Raw genomic sequence first — 23,211 nt, 5'->3', positions numbered from 1 at the left:
AACCTGCCGGCCCGAAAAATGGTCAACATGGGCTTTACCGTCCTGGCGATGAATGCCGGTCTGGACAGTGCCATTCTCGACCCCACCAACGGTGATCTGATGGGCATCATCTTTGCCACTGAAGCGTTGTTGGGCGAAGACGACTACTGTATGGAATATATTGGCGCTTACCGGGAAGGGATTTTCGGTCAGAAGAAATAGTCCAGTCAGGAGTTTTTAAATAGAACCATCATTAAATTGTACAACCTATTCTGTTAATCGGCACACACAGCCAGTTGCCAGATGTTGAAAATAAAAAAAATAAATAGTGAACAGGAGAAAAGACATGTCAAAAATTGAAGAAGTTAAAGCAAAAGTAGAAATTGGTAAAACAAAACTGATCCCCGGATTAGTTCAGGAAGCGTTAGACGAAGGTAACGCGCCAGGTGAAATCCTGCAAGCTATGGTCGACTCCATGAGTGTGGTTGGCGAAAAATTCTCTTCCGGAGAAATCTTTGTTCCCGAAATGCTGATCGCTGCCAAAGCGATGTCAAAAGGCGTTGACGTTTTACGTCCGCTGATGGCCGGAGACACTTCGGCATCTTTAGGCACCTGTATTATCGGAACGGTTGCCGGCGATTTACATGATATTGGCAAAAACCTGGTCTCAATGATGATCGAAAGTGCCGGATTCACCATGGTTGATCTGGGCGTCGATGTACCCGCTGAACGATTTGTGGAGGCTGTCAAAGAAAACGAAAATGTCACCTTAGTGGCCTGTTCCGGGCTGTTAACCACAACGATGCCAGCCCTTAAAGAAGCTGTTCAAACCATTAAAGCCAGTGGACTGGATGTTAAAGTTATTGTTGGTGGCGCCCCTGTAACTCCAGAATACGCAGCAGAAATCGGCGCAGATGGATTTGCGCCAGACGCAGGTAGTGCCGCTGTAAAAGCCAAAGAATTAGTAGCGTAATAAAATAATTTCGCAAATATCTAAATTTTAAGGAGATCGTGAATGTTAACAAAAAGACAGAATTTAATGGAAACCATCAAGGGTGGTAACCCGGATCGTTTTGTAAATCAATATGAATTTATGAATTTAATCATGGAAGCACCTCTGGGAGAAATGGCCGGACCAGGCCAGACAATTAAAAATGGCTGGGGTATTACTTTTAGCTGGCCAGCTGATCAATTAGGTGGATTCCCAGTGCATGATGATGAACATAAGGTACTAAAAGATATCACCGACTGGAAAAATCAGGTTAAAGCACCCGCTGTCGCCACATCAGACGAAGCCTGGGCTGCTGCCGTTGCCCACGCTAATGCGGTTGATCGTAACGAAGAATTTGTTACTGCTTTTGTTGCTCCCGGTGTTTTCGAAATGACGCATCATCTGATGAGTATGGAGGATGCGCTAATGGCTCTTTATGAAGAACCGGAAGACATGCATGACCTGATCGACTATCTGGTTGACTATGAACTGGCTTATGCCAAAGAATTGATCAACCGCATTCATCCGGATTGTATTTTCCATCATGATGACTGGGGTAGTCAACGTTCTTCTTTTGTATCGCCAGAAATGTTTGCAGAATTCTTTTTACCGGCCTATAAAAAAATCTACGGTTTCTATAAAGAAAATGGTGTTGAACTGATTGTTCACCACAGTGATTCCTATGGGGTTAACCTGGTTCCGTTTATGATTGAGATGGGTATTGATATCTGGCAGGGCGTTATGACAACCAATAACGTGCCAGAACTGATTGAAAAGTATGGCCAACAAATGACATTCATGGGTGCTATCGATAGCGGCGTCGTTGATTTCCCCGACTGGACACCAGAAATCGTTGCTGAATATACTGAAAAAGCCTGTAAAGAATGCGGGAAATTACATTTCATTCCGAACCTGACTCAAGGCTTGAATTTCAGTTCATTCCCCGGTGTCTATGAAGAAACAACCGCGGTCATTGATCGATTAAGCAAAGAAATGTTTTAAGATCAACTTACCAAAGTAAAACAAATTAACATCTAAATTATTTACGCTCCAAGAATGATGACATAAAAGACCGGTCCCGGCAGAACCCTATGGGTTTTTGTCGGGACCGGTCTTTTTGAACCCATGCTTAATGGCGTTGAATGCTAATTTTAGCCGGGATTATGAATTTTATTAAATAGTCAGGATTGGGTTCCGGGGATTGAATTTATTTTGCCGAGCAAATAGCGCTTCTTATATTTGATCCGGGCGTACTTGCCGATTTTATTAATCATCACAGGATTAATCACCCCACCGATGACGCCGACAAGGGGTAGTCCCTGGATAAATTTGGCAGTCAGCAGGGTATTGGAGAGCAGGTCAGAGGTCTCCTTCATAATAGCATCCAAATCAATGGTGGTTGGGGCATGGGTGTCGATCTCCTGACCTAAGCGCTCAATTTTCTGATCATAGGCTTTGCGCTGGTCTTCTTTGGACATGGCGGTGCAGATCAAATAAAGTAGATAGGCTTTTTCCTCGTCTGAGGCATATTGAAAGCCGTAAGACAAAGCGATTTCATGAATGGTTTTGACGATAACGCCAAGAAACAGAGGGATGTCCGGCAGTCCGATCCCCAATAAACCCAGAACGCCGCCTTCTATGGCGGCAATGGATTCATTGATGGTTTTGGAATGTTTTGACGATTTATCCAGCGTTTTCAGGTGTTTTTTGGTCATGTATTTTTCAATGGCGTAATTATTCAAATCATAGGCCACGTCAATTTTTTCTTTATTGTATGTTTTTTCGATCAGTGAACTTCCTTTTTCAAAGACTAAATGAAAACCGACATAGAAGGCCGCATCCAGAGTTGATTGCAATTTATCCGGTATTTTAGCCTGGATTTTATCGACCACAGGGGTAAAGTTTGACTTGATAAATTCACTGTCGGTATGATTTAAAAACTTTTGTTCCTGTTTTTCAAGAATGGCCAACTGTTTTGATAGGATAAGGTCTTTTTTCATTTTTGCAACTCCAATCGGTTGATTTTATAAAAGCTATCTTGTCCCAACATTCTATCACATTTTCTTTAATAAACGCTGTGGAAATAATCAATCGGTTTTTCTGACTGGAAACTGGATTTCGGTCAACCAGTCCTCAGCAGAATCCTTGTTCCAGAGACCATCGATGTACGACTCCCGGGGATTGTCAATGATCTCGTAGCCATTGTTCTCCACCCATTTAAGAACTGCATTGTAGGCATTGGGGAAGCGCTCATAGGGTCCTTTGTGAAGAACACAGGCGGCATTCTCGACGCGGTCGATAACCTTGAATGTCAGCATCGCCGAATCGGCTTTCTTTTCAGTGACCGCCTCGCAGATTTCCACATCAACATCGCTTTCCCGGTATTCGCCATCATGATAGATATTAAAGCAGTATTCCGGAACTGCACAGACACAGCCCAGCCGTTCCATTTCAGCACCCATGGGGGGGATCACCTGAAACAAGGCGTCATATCCAGGAATTATCGTTCGCATCGAGGCGACAATCACCTGGGGGAGTTCCTTGAGAATCACATGGTATTCTCCTGCTGACGCATCATTTTTGGCCAGATAGGATTCCACCTGGGCCAGGCGCAGGGTTTCCGCGGCGATTTTTTTCATAATCTCCAGCCTTTTTTTCTGAAGCAATTCTTGTTCCGGGACGCCGCCCTGGACCTGTTTAATTTCTTCCAGGGTGAAGCCCATTTCCCGGAGTGCCAGAATCTGGTGTAGGATGGGGAGCTGTTCGGATGTATAATACCGGTATCCAGTGACTTGTTCAATAAAAGCTGGTGCCAGCAGCCCGATTTCGTCATAGTGCCGCAGCGTTTTGATGGTGACACGATTCATTTTCGAAAACAAGCCGATCTTATAATAGACTGTTTCAATTCGTTCACATGGATCGATTTCGTTCATAATAGGTTCCTTTCTTATTCCCAGCGGAAGAAGCGCATTGAGAGAATAATTCCAATGATCAGCGATCCCACCAGAACAATCAGGGGAATCAATAGACTGGTTTCCAGCCCCAAACTCGTAGATTTCAGAAGCTTGATGCCCTGGGTTAGGGGTAGCAAGCTGGCCACGACCTGAAGTTGTTGGGGAAAGATCTCAAAGGGAATCGTGGCTCCAGATAAAAATAACATCGGGAAGTAAACAATACTACAGACCACGTTGGCGGTTTTGACCGTTCGGCACAGGCTGGCAATTAGCAGTCCCAAACTGTACATGGATACCATGACCAGTAGATACGAACCGATAAACATAAGTTTTGAGCCAATCATTTCATAGCCGAAGAATACCTTAGCAACGGCGTAAATCAGCAGCGCCGAAACCATCGACAGCAGCATGTTAATGACGGCATGTATCCATAATAGCATAGTCGGACTTACTGGTGTCACAAAAAAATGCTTCAGAATTTTTTTGTCCCGATAATCTGCAATGGTCAGGGGGATGCCCATAAAAGCAGTGGCACAGATTCCCACGGTGACCAGAGCGCCAAAGGAGCTTTGGATTAGGGTATAGCCAACATCGTTACTGGCCGGATTTTGTCCGGCAATCAGGCCAATTAAGATCACTATGCCCACCGGCATACAGACTCCGAAAAAGATGCTATCGACGCAGCGTAGCGACAACTTGCCTTCGATTTTCAATAAGGTTAAAAATTTTTTCATACCGCGATTTCCTCCTTCATAACCCAGAGATAGGCTTCTTCCAGTCGTTTATAGGGGCTTTTCTGAATCAGCTTCGGTACGGTGTCGGTTACTAATGCATGTCCCTGGCTAATGATGCAGATCCGGTCACAAAGCACCTCTACCTCATCCATATAATGAGAGGTGAGAAAGAGCGTCAGCCCCTTCTCTTTCAGGGCAGTTAAAACGTGCCAGACTTCCCGTCGGGCTTCGGTGTCCAGCCCGGTTGTCAGTTCATCCAGGAAGAGTACCTCAGGCTGAGGGATCAGTGCCAGCAGTACCGACAGCTTTTGCTTTTCACCACCAGAGAGTTTTGCTACCGGCTGTTTGAGGTATTGATCCAGCTTAAACTGAGACAATAAGTCATGGTAATCTGCTGGTGATTGGTAAAGGGCGGCGATTTCTTCGCAGACTTCACCAACCCGGATATTACCCTGATAGCTGGAGGATTGCAGTTGCACCCCGACCCGCTCAAAAAGTCGTTTTCTTTCCCGGGTCGGATCCATGCCCAGAACCCGAACCGATCCGTTTTCAAATGGCTTCAGCCCCAGGATACAGTCAATCGTAGTTGATTTCCCAGCCCCGTTGGGTCCCAGGAGACCAAAAACTTCACCTTTTTTAACGGCGAAGTTTAAATTGCTCACTGCCAACCGGCTGCCATAAGACTTGGTTAGATTTTTTACTTCAATACTGTTTTCCATTTCTTCCTCCAATCATTTCTTGTTCCTAATTGAAGTATAAATCCTCCTCCACGGGGAGAGTCAAGGGCAAAATGTTAGATTTTTCAGAAGAATGATACGAGATTAAATTTGTCATTACATCGGTTTAGCTTGCTTTAATTTGGGTAAGTAAAAAAACAGAAGGCTACATTTTTAAAGGAGGAAGAAATGAATAAAGACACATTTGAAGAAAAGTGGGAACAGATGAAAGATGATGTTCAGACAAAATGGGAGAAACTTACAACGGAGGATCTGGATGCGGTCAAAGGAAATGCAAAAGTGCTGGGGGATAAACTTCAGGAAAAGTATGGGATGACCAAAGAAGCCGCTGAAAAAGCGATTGAAGATTTGAAGGAAAAGTTCAAGAAATAAGAGAATCGATTAAAATTATATATTTTTTAGAAAAAACAAAAGCACCTCACGTTGAGGTGCTTTTGTTTTTTCTGAGTTAGTTATTGCTTTGAAAAGCTCGGATGGTAGATCCGGGTGCGGGGGAGCCGGCCGGAACAACCATTACTTCGATTGCTTCCAGTCGGTAGCCGAAACCTTCGGTGCCAGAGCTACCGCCACTTTTAGCCCAGTCGAGCCAGCCGATGTTTTCGGCATGAACCCGATAGTACACATCATAGCGGGTGGCATCGGCACCAGTCAAACGGATTTCAATGGCTTCGAGACGAAGTCCCTGATTGGAGGTGCCACTGATTTCGCCGTCATGTTTCCACTCCTGCCAGCCGATATTCTGGATATGGGTGCGGTATTCGATACCCAAGTCATAGCCCTTGTTGTCGACTTGAATTTCAATGGCTTCCAAACGTTTGGATTCTCCAGAGGTACCACTAAGCTCACCGTTCATTTTCCAGCGCTGCCAGCCGTAATCCTGGACATGGGTTTGATAGGAACAGGTAATGCTCTTCTGGGCTGATACGCTCAAAGCTGAACAGGCCACATTCCCGGCGCTGTCATAGGCGTAAAGATGAACCGAATAAGTTCCCAGTTCATTATTGTGTTGGCTGTATGAAACCCGGTAGGACGCGGTGTTGCCATTTATGGTTGCCCGATGCCAGATTAGATCGTCCTGACCGTTGGCCTCAGTCCAAGTGGGAAAAAGAACCGAAGCAACACCAGAATCCGCATCGGATACTTGGCAGGTTATGGTAAAGCCGTCATCAGTAATATCGGTAATCTGGGCATTGGAAAGGGTAGGTGGGGTTGTGTCCCGGGGGGGCTCAGGATCGAAGTCATTGAGATAGATATATCCCTGGAAACCGCCTACAGACACTGAGTTTTCCGAACCGGCAGTGAAAGTGGTGGTATAAAAGTAAGAACCACTCCAGGAAGACTCGGATACTGTGACCTTGTTACCTTCAATTTTTTCGACCACCGCAACGTGGCCACAGGAACTGCCGTCCCAGCAGAGAATCGCGCCAACCTTAGGGGTAGTGCCATAGGAATAGGCACCGCTGTTCAGATTGTAACCCCAAAATTCATTGGCGTTACCGTTGCTTAAATTGGGCTTGCTGCCGAGAATTTCGTAGGCTCGTCCCCAGGCATAGGCGGTGCAGTTAGGCATGCCATAACCAGCCAGATAAAAAATGTTTTTTGCAAAATAATAATCATTGTCTGAGGTGGGGGCGGTGAGTCTTGGTGAGAAAACGGCTGTAGTGTTCATCGTATCATTTTGATACGCTTCATCAGGCCAACCGGGGTCGGTGGCAACATCACCAGGAAGCATTTCCCTTGTTTCCACAAATGGTTGGGCATCGATGGCAGTCACTATCGTACCCCCGTCGCTATTCTCTTCGGCCAGCGCAGCAGTCGGGTAAATTCCCAGGGCCAGAATCAAAATAAAACAAATAAACATCCCGCGATAAAACTTCACTTCATTGATCCTCCCGTATATTGGTTTGGTTTTATGAGAAAACTCGTATAGATTTCAGTGTGTAAAGAATAATTGGTTTAAAATTCTATTGAAATAGTTTTTTCAGATACAATTCGTTACTTAAATTTTACACCCTTATTAAAAAATTTGCAATGCTTTACTTGATTTCTTTAAAAAAAATACAAAAATCAGAAAACAGTCACATAAAAATCTATTGCTAATCACCATTTTGTATTAGAATATAAATAAAAAATGTTTTTAAAGGAGTGCCACATTAAAAATATGTTAAATTTTTGTTAAAAGAGTTCTATTTAGGGAACTTATGGTGTAGAATGAGTACGGCAAAAAAACAGTAAAGTATGACATTCAAATGAAAAATTTTGAGTGTGTAGAGAGAAACGGGGTATTCTTAACAAAATGACAATCACTTTATCGGATTTTATCAGCAGCATCGCCGGCAATCCAGCGCTGCTCATCATTGTAGTCTTAACTCTTGGGGTAATTTTGGTAAACGGATGGACTGACGCGCCAAATGCCATTGCCACCTGTGTGTCCACACGATCGATGGAACCCAGAAAAGCAATTGTAATGGCTGCCATCTTCAATTTCCTCGGTGTTTTCGTTATGACGGCCGTCAATGCGACGGTGGCGCAAACCGTGGCAAACATGGTTAATTTCAGTGGCTCAGATGATGCCCTGATTGCGCTGTGTGCGGCCCTTTTCGCCATTGTTCTCTGGGCGACTGCCGCCTGGTATTTCGGAATTCCAACCAGTGAAAGCCATGCTTTAATCGCGGGCATCTCCGGCGCTGCCATTGCCCTTCAGGGTGGCATCAGTGGGATTAACGGACAGGCCTGGATAAAAGTTGTTTACGGCTTAGGAACATCAACACTTTTAGGTTTCGGACTGGGTTTTCTGGTTGTTAGAATTGTCATGCAGATCTGTAAGCGGATGTCACGGCAACAGACCAATGCCTTTTTTAAAAAAGGTCAGATTGGTGCGGGTGCGGCTATGGCCTTTATGCATGGTGCTCAGGACGGACAAAAGTTCATGGGGATTTTCATGCTGGGGATTTTTCTGGCCCAGGGAAATAGTGATGCTACGAATTTTGTTATCCCGGTTTGGATGATGATACTCTGCTCACTGGTGATGGCGCTGGGAACATCCATTGGTGGTATGAAGATTATCAAAACCGTTGGTATGGACATGGTCAAGCTGGAATCATTCCAGGGCTTCAGCGCAGATCTGGCGGCTGCAATTTGTCTGATGATTTCATCAGTATTTGGACTGCCGGTCAGTACAACTCATACCAAAACAACTGCGATCATGGGAGTTGGTGCAGCCAAACGATTTTCCTCTGTTAACTGGTCAACGGTTGGTGAAATGATTTTAGCCTGGGTACTTACATTCCCTGGTTGCGGCCTGGTCGGATTTATCATGGCCTGGGTTTTTATGCAAATATTCTAAATAAAAATATCTAAAAAGGGAGACACTATGTCAAAAAAAGTTAAAACAAAAGGGTATAACTATTACAAAGAATTTATCGCTGTTTCTAATTTGATCGTTAAAGCATCCCATATGCTCAACGAAACCCTGCAGGATTACGATCTTAAAAGTTTAGAGAAGAAGCTGGTCAAACTCCATGAAGTGGAACGAACAGCAGATAATCTCAAGTATGAAATGATGGAATTTATGTACAGTGATTTTCTGCCCCCGATCGAACGGGAAGATATCATTAATCTGGCCTGTGCTCTGGATACCATCATCGATCTGATTGAAGATATTCTGAAGTACATTGACATGTTCCAGATTGAAAAGATTACCCCAGAAATGATAAAATTCATGGATTTGATCGAAAGAAGTGCGACCTGTCTGCATGAAGCCGTTAAGGAATTAAAATCCTTTAAAAAACCAAAAGCTTTAAATGAAGCCATCATCGCTATTAATCGGCTGGAGAACGAAGGGGATGACCTGTATGTTCAGTCTGTGAAGCAACTTTTTGTGGACAAACGGGATCACATCGAAACCATTGCCCTTATCCGTATTTACGATTATTTCGAAGAAAGTTGTGACTCTTTTGAGGATGCAGCAGATATTATTTCCAGTATTATCCTAAAAAATTCTTAAACCCGACAGGATTTGGAAAGGTAAATAGCAGCTATCGAAAAGGTACCGCCGTTTTGTTGAGATCATTCAAAACGGTGGTTTTTTGAACAAATCCGTGACTTGGTTTACAAAGCTGTCACTGGCGTATATAAAAGATATACAAACATTTACACTTTATCTATTTACTTATGCGAATAAAGTGATATACTATAATTGAATCAAAAATCAGCTTAATCTATTTCTGAAGAAAATGATTACGATCATTGAAAAGTAAACATGCGCACGACTCACCAATAAAATTAAAAATTACCAGGGTTAACGTAAATAATTGACTAATGGCAAATTGATTCGTTTTAAAGGCAGTGGGAAAAATTTGAATGAGAAAACAGATTGCTCCGAAATGACGAACGGAAAAAAATCAAACAACTCATACAGAGATAGTCAAAGATCATTGGGGATCAGGAAAAACCATTCGGTGAAGATGATGACGATAAGATTTCTGAAAGATTGTAATGAGAAAAAATCCGATCTAAAGAGTAAGATGATTCCAAAAAGTTGGCGATGTTTATGAAGAAAAGTGAAAAAGAAGATTTTTGATAAAATCAATAGAAGGAGTCCAAACGGATGACAACAGAGATTTTAGACTAGGCCGGTTTTACAGATGAAAATGTAAAATCGGCCTTAGTCTTTTTTGATTAATAAAATATAGTAAAATATGAAGGTTTTTGTTAATAATGGTTGCTACCGATAAAAATAAAAGTTATAATAAAAGTTAATTGTAAAATTTATAATCCGTCGAGACAGCATTGAATCATTGTTGAAAACTCATGGACCATTCAATGCAATTATGTCATTCTAAAAAATATCGGAGGAAATTTATTTGTCAAGAGGAAGTGTAGATAATCTTTTAAAAGTTCCTGAAGTGGAAGCTTTTTTAAAAAATAGGGTCATTGAAAACAAAGAATTATTTTTAGGCATTCGTGATGAAAGCATCATCATTTACTACTGGGGAAAAAATATGATGGAGCTGGTCTACGCCGAAGAGCAGTGTCATGTTAAAATCAGCAAATTCTTTATTGATCGAACTGCTTTTTGTGGCCTGAAATTTACCCAGAAAGCTGATATGATGATCTTTCCATTCGACCCAGAATTTATACAGGCGTTTGTTGAATCCTATCCGGAGCTTAAAGAAAATGTGGAAAATGCCCTGGTTGAAAGTGCCCCCATTGAAGCAAAAGCTGGACCGCTGGGACAGAAATACCAGGGAATCATTGCCTGCAATAACAACGCCAGCGTGGATTCGGATTGGTACTGCGTAGATTTGAACTACTCGCCTGAGTCAAGTCCGCTAGGCCGGATGGACATGGTTGCCATTTCTAAAGAAAAATACGATGGAAAACACCGCATGGTATTGATCGAATGCAAGTATTCCTGGCAGGCGTATAAATCCGGTTATCGTAAAAATCTTTACAACAACAAAAAGAATAAGGGTTATTATATCGAAGCCAATGGTTTGAAAACCAAGGCTACCGCAAAAGGCGAGCAGCATCGAAGACGATTCGGTTGTAAATATGACGAAAAAAAACAACAGGTTGTCGCCTATGAATTCGGATCAGGGATAACTGGCGACTTTTATAATTATGCTCAGTTTCTCTTTGCGGATGGCGGTAAACTGGTTGCGGATTTAAAAGCGGAGTGTTTTGATATTTTAAAGGTCCGAAAAAGTCTGGGCTGTTTTGAAGCAAATGACCAGATTGGGCCAGAGTTGCAGCAACTTTTAGAAGGCACTAAAGAAGCTTTTGTTGATGCTTTGGGTGATAATCCAGAGTGTGTTTTTCTGACTGTTGGTTGTGGTGATACGACCGAAAAAGCAAAACAGGCGATGGTCGCCTATCTCACTCCCGGCCCAACTAGTACAGCCGATGTACTGAGCATTACCCAGGATAAATGGGTGCTTTGTTACAACAACGGCAAGGGCCGAAGCCGGGCTATTGCCCGGGATCTCAGCCTGGCGGAAGCCTTTCCGGCAGCATTTGAAGAACGCGTCCGGTATTTGTTTACCAGAAAAATTGCGTTGGAAAATTTAAATATCATTGATCATCTGGATCCAGCCAGTGCCGATGAGTTAAAGATTAAGATCTTCGAATAAGTTTATAAAAATAGAATAAGCATTCATTCAACAAAGCGGTATGATTATCAGGATCATATCGCTTTTTATATAGGTGAAGCACCAGATCAAGAACGTTTAAGTCTGATTAAAAAGGGTATAAGAATTAGTAGCTGAGAGGTATTGAAAAAGACGAGTACAGCCAATTAATAATGGATAATATTTAGCTGAAAATGGAGGAAATGACGATGAAATTACTGGTACCCATCGATGGGTCCAAGGCATCCATCAATGCCCTTAGAAAAGCCATCGAGATTGCAAAAGAATACAATTTTTCAATAACCTTACTGATGGTTGTTGAGGAGAACCATTGGGGTTACGAACGAAATCAGAATTTCTGGCACCAGGTGGATGGTTCCATCATATCGGTCGGGGTGGAGCATGAGGTGGTGTCAAAACTGGAAGAGCGAGCGGCAGAGTTGCTGGATGCTGCTGCGTCAACATTTGACTTTTCAGGGATCGATCTCGAAAAAATGGTAATAACGGGAGAACCATCGATTGAAATTTTAGATCTGGCTAAAAAAGAAGGTTTTGATTTAATCGTAATGGGGAATCGAGGGATGTCAAAAATAAAACGTTTTTTCACGGGATCGGTAACCCAGCGGGTGATTGCCGAAGCACCATGTCCGGTGCTATCAATTCATGAGGATCTTAAGTAAGCTTCAGAAATTAGCAAACAGCCGTACTAAGGCCTTTACAAAGCGGTTGAGAGCACTATACAATTTTTATACAAACGTTTACAAAAAATCTATTTACTTATTCCCAAAAGGTGTTATAATACAATTAATCAAAGATCAGTGATCATTTAAAAGTAAATAAGAACCAACTTGCCAATAAGATGAACGAAATAATCGAGATCAACCTAAAAAAATTGAAGCAGATTAAATCAGTCAATTAAAGGCCAAAGAAATTTGAGTAAAATCAAATTATAATGAAATTAAGATAAAAGGGTAACCTCACAAAGAATTAAATGAACGATAAAAGAAAAGTATGAATGAAAAAAGAAAAGTTCTCACGGTTTCTGAAAACCATGTCCAATTAAAAATTGGAAACGAGAAAAAGTTCTTAAATCAAAAGTATCGAGTAAAGAATCCAGTAAATAATGATCCTGTGAGTATAAAACAAATCAAATCTTAAAAGTAAAAACAAAAAAAGTTGGGAACATTTACATTGAAAAGTGAGAAAAGAGCTTTGATAAAAAAATCATAGGAGGAATCCAAACGGATGACAACAGAGATTTTGGACTAGGCCGGTTCTACAGGTAAAAGCGTGGAATCGGCATTAGTCTTTTTTTGTGCGTATTTATCCTTCTGGTTAGAAATGAACGCTGAATAAAAAAACCAGAAACAGCCGTTTCTGGTAAGCTTAACTTCTTGTCGGTTAAGTAGTCGATGGGACCGGTTTTGCAATTGTGATGATCGTGAATTCAAGATGCGCATTGAATCTGGTTGCGGCCATTTTTTTTGGCAGTATACAAACTGATATCAGCCGCTTCGAACAAGTCGGTTTTACTCATCTCCGGTGTGAAGGGTGTAAAACCGATACTCATAGTAACAACCTCATCGGGCATGGTATCAAAAACTGCGGTTTCAAGATTCAAACGAATTTTTTCCAAAATTTCAAGACAGGCTTCCGGAGATTTTTCAGTAAATATAACAGCAAACTCTTCACCACCGTAACGAGCGGCAAAATCATTAGCTTCCAGGTTATCCAGAATAATGGCGGCGGCGGTGGAAATAACCATATCGCCATTGCCATGGCCTTGGCGATCATTAATTCCTTTAAAGAGATCCAAATCCATCAATCCCAGCGAAAGGTTGAAAGGCTGCTTGCGACATTGGGTAACCAGCTCATCCAGATACTCGTGAAAGGTTTTATGGTTGTATAAATTGGTGGCTAAATCCATCTTTGTCAGTTTTTCCATGTAGATGTTTCGATATAAGAGTTCTTTTTCTTTTTCCACCGAGATAACCATATCGGTATAAACCACGGAAAAACGCTTTGTCAATTCCCGGGATAAGAAATAAGCGCTCACCAGAATCGCTAAAAAAGTTGTTAATTCGATCACCGACATGACTGACAAGGGGAAAAATAAGAGCCTCATACCAATAAATACGATTAGCGTCAGACAAAAGGCAAAGTCTATCAGTCTGAGATTAAGAAAGAAAATCGAAATCAGGACCGGCATCAAAAAAAGCGGTAGCATGACATAGAAAACGGGATAATGAACCATGAATAAAATAGTGACGATGGCCTGAGTTCCGATCACAATATAATAAGGAATGGCTACGGCATTTGACCGGATCAGCACTTTTAAAATCAAGAGAATGATGATCTCGAGAATAAAGGGCAGCAAAAAGCGTTCCAGTAGAAAGATCTGGGGAGCCAGACTGGAAAAGAACAGATTGATCAGTGTCACCAAGGATGAAACTCCAATAGCAATCCATAAATATGCAATTATATGGCTGTACCAGTTCTTTTTAGAATGCAAAATACCCATCTCCTTCAACAACAAATAAGCGGTCTGTGTTAACTTAACCCTATTTGGACAATTTTGTAATATAGAATAACGTTTTTTACGATAATGATATGGCTCACATTGTAACATTTAACAGGTTAATATTTCAAGATGATTGAACAAGATATCTCTGAAAATAAAAAAATAACCACTAAATTATGGTTATTTTTATTTTAAGGTAATTATAATTGTACAAGATTCAGAATAAGTCTAATTAACCTTAAATGATTTAATTAAATTTCTGAAGATAATTTCCTCAGCGAATAACAGTTGCTAAGGAAACCAATCCTTGTTAATGTATCTATTCATCCATTTGTTCTTTCAAATAGTGATACATCTGGCTGAAATCGTTGAGTTCATCCTCATACGTCGCACCACGAATCGTTTCAATTTGCTCAATATTGGACACAAAAATATTTACCAGCTTGGGTTCAAAAAATTTCCCGCTTTCTTCAATTAAATAAGAGACTGCATCCGCCTGGGACCAGGCGTCTTTATAAACCCGGATGCTGCGCAGGGCATCATATACATCTGCGATGGCGGTAATTCGGGCGAAAACGTGGATGTCTTCCCCGGATTTGCCGCTGGGATAGCCACCACCGCCCCATTTTTCATGATGTTCCAGGGCTACCAGTGATGCGTATCGCAGCATTTCCCGCTCGGGATTTTTCAGAATTTCATAACCGATGCTGGTGTGATATTTCATAATCTCAAACTCCTGTTCTGAGAGCCGTCCCGGCTTGTGAAGGATATTTTCTCCGATACCGATTTTTCCGACATCATGCATCGGTGAAACGGCCGTGAGGATGGCCACATCTCTTTCGGAAAGTCCGTATTCCTGGGCCAGAAATGAAGATACCCGGGCTACTCGTTTAACATGATTAGCGGTTTCGAAGGAGCGGGTTTCAATGACGGCGCCTAATTTTGTAATCAGGACCTTTTGAGTATCGACAATCTCCTGATTCAAATCAGCAATTTCAATGGTTTTTTGATTAAGGCTGTTTTTCTCGCGAATGGCATAAAGGAGGAGACCGATAATCATCACCAGAACCCCGGTGATTACCGAGAATAGGATAATCAGATTTTTATTCTTTTCAAAGTATGTGACCGGTTCATTGATGATTATAGAGCCTTCCGGAACATTGCTCAGTTGGTAGGTCTTCAGTACATCATAGTCAAACATATACTGATAGTGGGAGCCATCTTCATAGATGAGAGATGATACAGATTGTCCCGCCCAAAGATCAAGCAGGGTATTGGCGGCACTTTCGCCATACTTATAGGAAGAAGCCACATAACCGCCAACTACCCCGGTGCCAAGATAAAAATCCCATAGGGCATACACCGGGTTTTGGGCGTTTTTTAAAATGTACTGGGGGACCTCGTCATAGTGATAAGTAATATTGTTCTTGTCTCGGGAATACAACACGTAGAAAAATAGATCACTGCTCCCGCTGGAATCAATGATCGTTTTGAGATCGTCCGGGGTTTTATCATAATAGTGCTGACTTTGATAGTTCGGGTATTTGTCGGCAAGCATTGCGATGATATCAGACCGCATTTCATTGCTGGTGGTAGTTTCGTCATAAATAAAATGCAGTGTTTTAATATCTTTGGTTTGATTTTGTTCTAAAGCTACAGCAATATTTTTTTCCACATCAGGCCGTTCTTCGATTATGACCATTCCCGGGATCCCCTCACTGTAGGGTCGCAGCGAATTGATGCCAGTGCTGACAACATTAACGGTATTTGGCCAAATAGTTTTGCCAAAGCGATTGTAGAATTGCAGGGCATCGTCATCACAGATAATCAGTCCATCCAGGGAAACCTCCTTATATTTTGGGGTCAGGGTCTCGGCTAGTGTCTGAAAGGCGTTAAAATCGAGACTGTTTTTGGCATCAAGGAATTCATAGCGGATGCGGACCTTTTCGCCAGAGTTCGCTAAAACAGCTTCAATACCTTCTTCCAGAACCCGGGTGTGGTAATAATCCCGTTGATAAGATTGAAGAATCAGGATCTCCTTGGTGTAGATCCCAAGATCATGGGATTGGGAAAAAACTACAGGTGAGAATAGATAACAAAAAAGACCGGGGATGAGGATGATGAATATTATGCGCAGTTTTTTCATAGCTTTAGCCTCCAATAAAAGTCTTGATTACCTTTATACCAATAAATTTAAAACTTAATCACAAGGAATTCAAACAAAAAAACAAAGCGTTGCTAACGATTTTGCGAAATCTGGAAAAGTGTCAAGATAATAGGATTATCAGGCCTTAAGTTTAGATGAAAATATGGATGAATTATTTCAGGGGCATTAATTCGGTGGAACAACAAAAATACCTAAGTATTTTTCAATGTTAGTCGATTACATAGATAGTGAAACCACTGCCCGCTAGTAATCAGCAAACTTGAATTTTGAAAAGGAGATGCCATGATTGACTTACCAGAAACCACCAACGTCTACAAGCGAATGCCCAAAGAACTGTTTTATAAATATTTAAATGACGACTGTACAGCTAAAAAGACATTCATCGATGAGATCGGAAGCATTATCTGGATCAACACACTATCCTCAGAATCGACAACCGTCCCAACTGGGAACCATGTCGCCGAAATCGCAATTGTCGAGATTGTTTTAAACCGACAGGCCATCAGCTCTAACATTCTTGAAATTGTCAACCGCGAGATTGATCAATATGCGATCTTTATTGTCCGATATGAAGAATGGGGACAGCTCTGGTGCTGTGATCATCAGTCGATCAACCCCCAAACGGGTCTGTTCAATTGCCAAAATTATTACCAGACCAACTGGATGATTGCCGACGATTTAACTCTCAAGATCGAAGGTGGGGATCTGGATCAGGTCTATGATAACTTTTTTATGCAGATTGCCGGAAAACCCTTTCCAGCCCGGATTAACAGAAACCAAAAACAAACCGATGAACACGTCGAAAAAGTTGAGCAATCTGGAAAAGCCGAACATTTGGAAAAACTTGAAGCGACAATCAAAAACCTGGAAATCCAGATGGGAAAAGAAAGTCAGTTTGGTAAACAGGTTAAGCTGGCTACGGATATAAAAAACGCTAAAGAAGAACTTCAACAAATAAAGCGATCCCAGACGACTCATATTGAAATCAATCAACCAGAAATTGTCCAGGTGCAAGCGGAAACAGCAGAAACAGTACGATCCTTTTTTCCCAATGTATATATGAAGATGCAGGATGGGAGTGGAAATCAATTTAATTATTCTTTGATATGAAATAAATGTTATAAAAAACACTCGTTGAGAGTGTTTTTTATTTGGACGTTTCCGGTTGGCGAGAAAATAACAGCTGATAGTCGTAATTGATTACGGCTACCTCGTGAATATCCTCGATCTCTTAATGCTTTTTTAAGTTGTCGGATGGAAGCGGAAAAGATATAATAAAATAAAACCCGATTTGACGTTGGGTGACAGGCGAAGTGGGGAGGCAAAGAATATGGAAAGTTTACCAGTAGTGGTTCTTGTTGATTCCAATAGTGTGGTTAAAGAACGCATCAGAAAAATCTTAGCCGATCAGGATGTTACAATCTACGAAGCGTCATCCCGACGGGATCTGCTTGGCATAATGGAACAAAATAAAAATCAGATCAATCTCATTGTGACCGATATCGAAATCGATACGGATCGGAGTTTTGACGGCATCAGTCTGATCCAGCTGGTTAAAAATAGAAGCGATACAATACCGGTGGTAGTGGTCACCTCCGAAAGCAGAAAAGATATCATTACCAGGTATTTACGAGAAGGAACGGCGGATTATATTTTAAAACCATTTGAAGATAACTATTTGAAAGAGAAACTGTTAAAACACATCAATGTTGAAAGCCTGACAGAATTCACCGTCTTGAAATTCAGTCTCAAAAATTATCTTGAGCATGAAATTTATAAAGCCAAAAAGGGCAATTACAGTTTTACCCTGTTAAAGATCAGTTTCCAATTAAATAGCCAGGCCGTCGAAGCCAGCAATGAGTTTTATAAACATGCCAAAGCTGTTTATCGGGAGATTAAATCGCTCTTTTGGGATTCGGATTTATACATTCAACATGGCTATCACAGTCATTTGGGATTTTTTCCCTTTTGCAACCAGGAAAACTCTAAAATCATCAGCGATAAAATTATCAGAAAATATGAAGAATTCAAATTAAGCGATCCTGAAATGCAAAAGTACGTCATTAACCAGACCTACTCAACCTACCCGATTGATGGGGAAACCCCGGCCGATCTGCTAGAAGCGCTAGAAGCGAGGAATACAAAAACTATTAAACTCAAGTTTACGCCAGCGTGTGTGGAACCGGCTGATTGTTAAGCGGTTCCACTTCCGTACCGCTGATAATGATCCATTGCGGTGTCATCGATTTAAGTTGATCTAAAAAAAGAATAATAAAAGCAGGAGTAGCGATGCTAAAACGAATAAAAAACATCAAAGGAATCGGAAAAAAAGTCAGAGACATCAATGCTTTACTGAACCGTGAAGGCTTTTATCTGCCTTGGAATGAGAAGCAGATAGAATTGTATTTCAGAAGTTTAAAATACGAAATGACCACTGCCGACTGGAATGATGAAGAGGGTAATAAAATCAGATTGGTTTTTACGCCCCAAATTATCGATGAGAATGGTTATGAAACAACCCTCAACGTGATCGAGGTAGAATATTACACCATTGAGCAGATCGTTGAACAGATCCGCAGACATCTTCATGCTCAAAAGAAATAAGCATAGAATTTGAAAAACGTCATGCGCCAGGGGCGAAATAAAAAGGAAAACGATAATGACAGAGTATATTGAATTAATTGCCAGCTTTACCAGGGATGACTTTATTCTGGATTATGAAGCGGTGGCAAAAAAAGGGTTTACCGAAGATAAAAGGCAGTTTGAGCAGGCCTGGCAAGCCCAATTCAGAGCCAATAAGGATCAGACCTTGTTTTATTTTGGATTTCTCAGTAATCTGGATTTTCTTTCGCCGACGATGACTTTTCTCCATCAGATCAGCGCGGAATTTGTTCAAAAGATCGCCGAACAGCCTGATTTGGAGTTTTCGAGAGAAAATGCTGATCTCACTCTGACCCCGGATGAAATTGAAGAAATTCGTAAAATAACGCCCTTTGGCAACGGCATGGGTCACGTCACTGATGACTGGATTCTGGGCATCTGGGAGCGCCTCACTGATGTCTATGGGGAAGCGATTAAAGCCTATCCGGGTACGGTGGCGGCGTTTTTAACTGAACACCATGCCGGGATCAATGTAGCTGGACGGATCTTTTTTCATCTGGTCGAGAATAGTGAAGATGAACGTTATCCCTTTGCTTTTCTGGCCACTTATGCCACCAAACCCGAGGACGGCAGAAAAGCCGTGCATACCCCGCTGAAAAACGCCCTGCGGGAATATCAGAATCAGCCTGAAAAGCTCATTCAATTACTATCCACTGTCAGCCGTGCAGCTGATGTCAGTGGGTTTATTTCGGATCTGATGGAAAGCGGGGAGCTGTTTTCGCCGCTTAAACTAACCGCCCGGGATGCCACTGTTTTCTTAACCGAAATTCCTCTTTATGAAGAAGCCGGGATCATGTGCCGGATCCCCAACTGGTGGCGCAGGAAAACCAATCAGCTCCGGCTCAACCTGACTGTCGGCGAAAAAGAACCGGCAAAGGTGGGAATGGATGCCATTTTGTCATTTAGGCCAAACCTCTTATTTGGGGATTCCACCATTTCCAAAGCTGAAATTCAGGGACTTCTGGCAGAAACTCAGGGCCTGGCCCTGATCAAAGGTAAATGGGTGGAAATCAATCATGACCAATTGCAAGCGGCTCTGATGGCTTTGTCAAAAGCTGAAGCCCTGGCGGATCGGCAAGAGCTGACCCTGGCCCAGGCGATGCGGTTGGAACTCGGTTCGGGAGAACTGCTGGGAATCTCGACAGCAGAGTTGGACGTCCAGGTGTCAACCGGGGACTGGCTCCGTCAAGTGAAAGAAACCATGGTCAATCCTCAAACCCTGGGCGGGCAGCAGCCGGAACCGAGTTTTCAAGGAGTGTTGCGACCTTACCAGCAAACCGGTTATGACTGGCTGAAATACATGGTCGATCTGCGGTTGGGGGCCTGCCTGGCCGATGACATGGGGTTGGGTAAAACTGTCCAGATCATTGCGTTGCTGGAATATCTGCGCTGTCATCAGGGTGATCGGGTATTGTTGATTTTGCCAGCATCCCTGATTGGTAACTGGGAAAAGGAAATTGCCCAATTTGCCCCGGAAATGCCAGTCTGTGTCCTGCATGGGATGGCGGCAGCAAAAGATCCGGGGGCTTTTTTAGCGGATCCGGTCTTCTTAACCATCACCACCTACGGGATGGCGGTGCGGGTGTCGGAGCTGCAACAAATTCGCTGGGATCTGATCATTCTGGATGAGGCTCAGGCTATTAAAAATCCGGGCACCAAGCGAACTAAAACCATCAAGGCACTCAAAGCCAAAACCCGGATTGCCATGACCGGCACCCCAATTGAAAATCATCTGTCGGATTTATGGTCACTGTTTGATTTTCTGGATGGCGGGCTGCTGGGAAGTGCTAAAGAATTTACCGGGTTCACAAAAGGATTAAAAAAAGATCCCACCGGCTATACCAAAATAAGAAATTTGGTAAATCCTTTTATCCTGCGCCGCTTAAAAACCGATGCTGCGATTATTTCGGATCTGCCGGATAAGATCGAGATCAAAGAATATCCGGTGCTTTCCAAAAAGCAGACGGTGCTCTACCAGAATCTGGTCAAGGAACTGGCAAAGAAGCTGACCGAGAGCGAGGGTATCGCCCGCAAAGGTCTGGTGTTGTCCAGTCTCATCAAGCTCAAGCAAATCTGCAATCACCCTGATCAGTATCTGGGTCAGGATTTTTACAAGCGGGACCACAGTGGTAAGTTTGAAATGCTGGAGACCATCTGTGAAACCATTTACGAAAAGCGGGAACGGGTGCTGGTGTTTACCCAATTTAAAGAACTGACGGAACCGCTGGCGCAATTTTTGGAAGAGATCTTTCATCGCCCGGGGTTGGTGCTCCACGGCGGTACCCCGGTGACCAAACGAACTGAACTGGTGGAAGCCTTTAATGGTGAAGCTTATATCCCCTTTATGGTATTATCCCTCAAAGCCGGTGGGGTAGGCCTGAATTTGACTGGCGCTAATAATGTCATCCATTTTGACCGCTGGTGGAACCCGGCGGTAGAAAATCAGGCGACTGACCGGGCCTTTCGTATTGGTCAGACCAAAGACGTGATGGTTCATAAATTTATAACCACCGGCACGATTGAAGAAAAAATCGACGCAATGATTGAAGAAAAAAGTCAATTGGCGGGAGATATTATTCAGGCTTCCGGTGAGGGCTGGATCACGGAACTGGACAACGAACAGCTACTGAAATTATTAAGTTTAGGTGGGATCTGAGATGAGTTTTTACGATTATGATTATGTCCACGTATCCGTAGCACAAAAAAAAGAAAAAGCCCGAAAATCGCTGGAGCAGCTTAAACGGACCATGCCGGAGATTGAGCCAGTGGACATTGAAGGCCCCACCATCGCCAAAACCTGGTGGGGCAAGGCTTGGAACAAGAACCTCGAAAGCTATGCTGATTACAGCAATCGCATTGGTCGGGGACGCAGCTATGTTCGGCAAGGGGCGGTGCTACATTTAAAAATTGACAGTGTTACTATCCATGCGCTGGTTCAGGGCAGTACGGCCAAACCCTATCAGGTTGAAATTGGGATTGATCCGCTGGATGAAAAAACCTGGAAGCAGATCACCGCCCTGTGCAACCGTCGGATTGAATCCCTGGAACAGCTGGTTTCGGGCAAGTTTCCCAAAGAATTGGAGCGTCTCTTTACAACCCGACAGGAAGGCTTGTTTCCCGCACCTGAAGAAATCCACTTTCATTGCAGCTGCCCGGACAGTGCCCGGCTGTGCAAACATGTGGCAGCGGTTTTGTATGGCGCGGGGGCGCGGCTGGATCAGAACCCGATGTTGCTGTTTTCGCTGCGGAAGATGCCGGTTGCTGAATTGATAAAGAAATCGATCGAAGAGAAGATGGACAGTATGTTAAAAAATGCCGACAAAAAAAGTCCCCGGGTCATCGGGGACGATCAGGTGTTTGATCTGTTCGGGGTGTGACGATCAAGGAGACACAGCATCACGGTGATATGTAAAAAATCTAAGGACTGACTTCAATAGCGACGATCTCGGGAATGTTCATAAAGCGAAAGGGCAGTTTGGTCATTCCGGTACCTTTGGTGACAAACAGCTTGGTTTGCCCGGCGCTACCAATGGTATAGAGGCCTTTGACATATTTTTTTCCGTTGGTTGGCAGAATTTTTTCGGTTAAATAAGGTAGCGAAATTTGCCCGCCATGAGTATGGCCAGCTAAAACCAGCTGGACCTGATCGCTAGCCATTTTATCAACAATATCTGGCTCATGCGTGATCAGAATATTATAGCTGCCATCAAGTGCCTCATCAGTCAGGTTGGCATCCGGGTTTCCCCGGTAAACATCATCCAGACCAAGAAGCCGGACGTTGAGTTCAGAAATGTCCAGCCAGTCGTCAACGAGAACTGTAAAGCCACCGGCGTTCATCAAATCGGTATAATTGTACTCATCCAATAAAGCATATTCATGATTGCCCATAACCGCAACCTTACCATAGGTCGTCTGGATCTTGGCCAGACTCTGGGCAATCGCTTCGGGATTGACGGTGAAATCGCCGGTGGAACCAATCAGGTCTCCGGTAAAGATAACCAGATCGGGCTTTTCGGCATTTATTTTGGTGACAATGCGATCAAGTTGGTCATTGTCATTAAATTCGCCCAAGTGGGTATCGCCAAAAAAGACAATTTTTAGTGGGGTTTGAAGATTGCTGCTTTCAAGTTTTTCACGATTTACCATTAACAGATTGGGTTCAATATATCGGGCATAAAGATAACTGCCCACCAAAATTGTGGCTAAAGTGAAGGTCGTGAGCAGCAAAAATTTACCTAATTTCATGGGCACTCCTTCGGTTATTGATATAATGGGGTAATTTTGAAACGACCGGGTGTGACGATCAATTTTGAAATCGCCTAGTTGGCATTATAAC

The 23,211-nt window shown here is 42.8% G+C and carries 20 protein-coding genes and 1 pseudogene; 13 read left to right on the top strand and 8 right to left on the bottom strand.

Going from position 1 to position 23,211, the window contains the following annotated elements:
- From A3KS_RS23725 to A3KS_RS0104995, 3 genes and pseudogenes are all read left to right on the top strand, one after another.
- Positions 1-201: pseudogene (locus A3KS_RS23725) on the top strand (methyltetrahydrofolate cobalamin methyltransferase); the annotation flags it as partial.
- A 124-nt stretch (positions 202-325) separates the two neighbouring features.
- Positions 326-952, top strand: coding sequence for a corrinoid protein (locus A3KS_RS0105000; RefSeq protein WP_026393985.1), 627 nt, complete (start codon positions 326-328; stop codon positions 950-952).
- 42 nt (positions 953-994) lie between these two features.
- Positions 995-1,972, top strand: a complete 978-nt coding sequence (locus A3KS_RS0104995) for a uroporphyrinogen decarboxylase family protein (RefSeq protein ID WP_026393984.1) — start codon at positions 995-997, stop codon at positions 1,970-1,972.
- A 179-nt stretch (positions 1,973-2,151) separates the two neighbouring features.
- Here the strand turns inward: A3KS_RS0104995 and A3KS_RS0104990 are convergent, their stop codons facing one another.
- From A3KS_RS0104990 to A3KS_RS0104975, 4 genes are all read right to left on the bottom strand, one after another.
- Positions 2,152-2,970: an EcsC family protein gene (locus tag A3KS_RS0104990; RefSeq protein ID WP_026393983.1), complete on the bottom strand. Its 819-nt coding sequence runs from the start codon at positions 2,968-2,970 to the stop codon at positions 2,152-2,154.
- Between the two features lie 87 nt (positions 2,971-3,057).
- Positions 3,058-3,903 (bottom strand): MerR family transcriptional regulator, encoded by an 846-nt coding sequence (locus tag A3KS_RS0104985; protein WP_035355280.1) that lies wholly within the window; start codon positions 3,901-3,903, stop codon positions 3,058-3,060.
- Between the two features lie 14 nt (positions 3,904-3,917).
- Positions 3,918-4,658, bottom strand: a complete 741-nt coding sequence (locus A3KS_RS0104980) for an ABC transporter permease (protein WP_026393981.1) — start codon at positions 4,656-4,658, stop codon at positions 3,918-3,920.
- The gene (locus A3KS_RS0104975) at positions 4,655-5,377 is read right to left on the bottom strand and encodes an ABC transporter ATP-binding protein (RefSeq protein ID WP_026393980.1); all 723 of its coding nucleotides are present in this window, start codon (positions 5,375-5,377) and stop codon (positions 4,655-4,657) included. Before A3KS_RS0104975 ends, A3KS_RS0104980 begins: the two co-directional genes overlap by 4 nt.
- 186 nt (positions 5,378-5,563) lie before the next feature.
- Between A3KS_RS0104975 and A3KS_RS0104970 the strand changes: the two genes are divergently transcribed.
- The gene (locus A3KS_RS0104970) at positions 5,564-5,767 is read left to right on the top strand and encodes a CsbD family protein (RefSeq protein WP_026393979.1); all 204 of its coding nucleotides are present in this window, start codon (positions 5,564-5,566) and stop codon (positions 5,765-5,767) included.
- Positions 5,768-5,843: 76 nt separating this feature from the next.
- On the opposite strand, the gene A3KS_RS22355 is transcribed toward A3KS_RS0104970, so the two are convergent.
- Complete coding sequence (locus A3KS_RS22355) at positions 5,844-7,274, bottom strand: GBS Bsp-like repeat-containing protein (RefSeq protein WP_051355667.1); 1,431 nt, start codon at positions 7,272-7,274, stop codon at positions 5,844-5,846.
- A 417-nt stretch (positions 7,275-7,691) separates the two neighbouring features.
- Between A3KS_RS22355 and A3KS_RS0104960 the strand changes: the two genes are divergently transcribed.
- The 4 genes from A3KS_RS0104960 to A3KS_RS0104945 all read left to right on the top strand — a co-directional run bounded on the left by A3KS_RS0104960 (position 7,692) and on the right by A3KS_RS0104945 (position 12,206).
- Positions 7,692-8,741 (top strand): inorganic phosphate transporter, encoded by a 1,050-nt coding sequence (locus A3KS_RS0104960; protein ID WP_026393978.1) that lies wholly within the window; start codon positions 7,692-7,694, stop codon positions 8,739-8,741.
- A gap of 27 nt (positions 8,742-8,768) precedes the next feature.
- Positions 8,769-9,401: a DUF47 domain-containing protein gene (locus A3KS_RS0104955; protein ID WP_026393977.1), complete on the top strand. Its 633-nt coding sequence runs from the start codon at positions 8,769-8,771 to the stop codon at positions 9,399-9,401.
- A gap of 859 nt (positions 9,402-10,260) precedes the next feature.
- On the top strand, positions 10,261-11,529 hold the full coding sequence (locus tag A3KS_RS0104950) for a hypothetical protein (protein ID WP_026393976.1): 1,269 nt from the start codon (positions 10,261-10,263) through the stop codon (positions 11,527-11,529).
- Positions 11,530-11,735: 206 nt separating this feature from the next.
- Positions 11,736-12,206 carry a universal stress protein gene (locus A3KS_RS0104945; RefSeq protein ID WP_026393975.1) on the top strand — a complete coding sequence of 157 codons (471 nt, stop codon included), beginning with the start codon at positions 11,736-11,738 and terminating at the stop codon, positions 12,204-12,206.
- Between the two features lie 767 nt (positions 12,207-12,973).
- Here A3KS_RS0104945 and A3KS_RS0104940 read toward each other — a convergent pair.
- Together A3KS_RS0104940 and A3KS_RS0104935 are read right to left on the bottom strand one after the other, a co-directional pair.
- Positions 12,974-14,038, bottom strand: coding sequence for a GGDEF domain-containing protein (locus tag A3KS_RS0104940; protein WP_026393974.1), 1,065 nt, complete (start codon positions 14,036-14,038; stop codon positions 12,974-12,976).
- Between the two features lie 328 nt (positions 14,039-14,366).
- The gene (locus A3KS_RS0104935; protein WP_026393973.1) at positions 14,367-16,193 is read right to left on the bottom strand and encodes an HD domain-containing phosphohydrolase; all 1,827 of its coding nucleotides are present in this window, start codon (positions 16,191-16,193) and stop codon (positions 14,367-14,369) included.
- A 303-nt stretch (positions 16,194-16,496) separates the two neighbouring features.
- Between A3KS_RS0104935 and A3KS_RS0104930 the strand changes: the two genes are divergently transcribed.
- The 5 genes from A3KS_RS0104930 (at position 16,497) to A3KS_RS0104910 (ending at position 22,252) form a co-directional block, all read left to right on the top strand.
- Entirely contained in the window at positions 16,497-17,324 is an 828-nt protein-coding gene (locus tag A3KS_RS0104930) for a DUF4391 domain-containing protein (RefSeq protein ID WP_026393972.1), read from the top strand.
- A 220-nt stretch (positions 17,325-17,544) separates the two neighbouring features.
- Positions 17,545-18,411 (top strand): response regulator, encoded by an 867-nt coding sequence (locus A3KS_RS0104925; RefSeq protein ID WP_026393971.1) that lies wholly within the window; start codon positions 17,545-17,547, stop codon positions 18,409-18,411.
- A gap of 92 nt (positions 18,412-18,503) precedes the next feature.
- Complete coding sequence (locus A3KS_RS0104920; protein WP_026393970.1) at positions 18,504-18,818, top strand: hypothetical protein; 315 nt, start codon at positions 18,504-18,506, stop codon at positions 18,816-18,818.
- A 55-nt stretch (positions 18,819-18,873) separates the two neighbouring features.
- Positions 18,874-21,531: a DEAD/DEAH box helicase gene (locus A3KS_RS0104915; RefSeq protein WP_026393969.1), complete on the top strand. Its 2,658-nt coding sequence runs from the start codon at positions 18,874-18,876 to the stop codon at positions 21,529-21,531.
- Position 21,532: 1 nt separating this feature from the next.
- Positions 21,533-22,252, top strand: coding sequence for an SWIM zinc finger family protein (locus A3KS_RS0104910; protein ID WP_026393968.1), 720 nt, complete (start codon positions 21,533-21,535; stop codon positions 22,250-22,252).
- A gap of 40 nt (positions 22,253-22,292) precedes the next feature.
- Here the strand turns inward: A3KS_RS0104910 and A3KS_RS0104905 are convergent, their stop codons facing one another.
- Positions 22,293-23,120, bottom strand: a complete 828-nt coding sequence (locus A3KS_RS0104905; RefSeq protein WP_026393967.1) for a metallophosphoesterase — start codon at positions 23,118-23,120, stop codon at positions 22,293-22,295.
- Between the last annotated feature and the right edge of the window lie 91 nt (positions 23,121-23,211).

Origin of the sequence: Acetobacterium malicum subsp. dehalogenans DSM 11527 (assembly GCF_000472665.1) — a bacterium.
Taxonomy (GTDB): domain Bacteria; phylum Bacillota; class Clostridia; order Eubacteriales; family Eubacteriaceae; genus Acetobacterium; species Acetobacterium malicum.
This window is presented reverse-complemented; position numbering and strand designations above follow the sequence as displayed.

Coding starts and splice junctions, on each gene's coding strand:
- A3KS_RS0105000 (WP_026393985.1), top strand. CDS start 326: ATGTCAAAAATTGAAGAAGTTAAAGCAAAAGTAGAAATTGGTAAAACA.
- A3KS_RS0104995 (WP_026393984.1), top strand. CDS start 995: ATGTTAACAAAAAGACAGAATTTAATGGAAACCATCAAGGGTGGTAAC.
- A3KS_RS0104990 (WP_026393983.1), bottom strand. CDS start 2,970: ATGAAAAAAGACCTTATCCTATCAAAACAGTTGGCCATTCTTGAAAAA.
- A3KS_RS0104985 (WP_035355280.1), bottom strand. CDS start 3,903: ATGAACGAAATCGATCCATGTGAACGAATTGAAACAGTCTATTATAAG.
- A3KS_RS0104980 (WP_026393981.1), bottom strand. CDS start 4,658: ATGAAAAAATTTTTAACCTTATTGAAAATCGAAGGCAAGTTGTCGCTA.
- A3KS_RS0104975 (WP_026393980.1), bottom strand. CDS start 5,377: ATGGAAAACAGTATTGAAGTAAAAAATCTAACCAAGTCTTATGGCAGC.
- A3KS_RS0104970 (WP_026393979.1), top strand. CDS start 5,564: ATGAATAAAGACACATTTGAAGAAAAGTGGGAACAGATGAAAGATGAT.
- A3KS_RS0104960 (WP_026393978.1), top strand. CDS start 7,692: ATGACAATCACTTTATCGGATTTTATCAGCAGCATCGCCGGCAATCCA.
- A3KS_RS0104955 (WP_026393977.1), top strand. CDS start 8,769: ATGTCAAAAAAAGTTAAAACAAAAGGGTATAACTATTACAAAGAATTT.
- A3KS_RS0104945 (WP_026393975.1), top strand. CDS start 11,736: ATGAAATTACTGGTACCCATCGATGGGTCCAAGGCATCCATCAATGCC.
- A3KS_RS0104935 (WP_026393973.1), bottom strand. CDS start 16,193: ATGAAAAAACTGCGCATAATATTCATCATCCTCATCCCCGGTCTTTTT.
- A3KS_RS0104930 (WP_026393972.1), top strand. CDS start 16,497: ATGATTGACTTACCAGAAACCACCAACGTCTACAAGCGAATGCCCAAA.
- A3KS_RS0104925 (WP_026393971.1), top strand. CDS start 17,545: ATGGAAAGTTTACCAGTAGTGGTTCTTGTTGATTCCAATAGTGTGGTT.
- A3KS_RS0104920 (WP_026393970.1), top strand. CDS start 18,504: ATGCTAAAACGAATAAAAAACATCAAAGGAATCGGAAAAAAAGTCAGA.
- A3KS_RS0104915 (WP_026393969.1), top strand. CDS start 18,874: ATGACAGAGTATATTGAATTAATTGCCAGCTTTACCAGGGATGACTTT.
- A3KS_RS0104910 (WP_026393968.1), top strand. CDS start 21,533: ATGAGTTTTTACGATTATGATTATGTCCACGTATCCGTAGCACAAAAA.
- A3KS_RS0104905 (WP_026393967.1), bottom strand. CDS start 23,120: ATGAAATTAGGTAAATTTTTGCTGCTCACGACCTTCACTTTAGCCACA.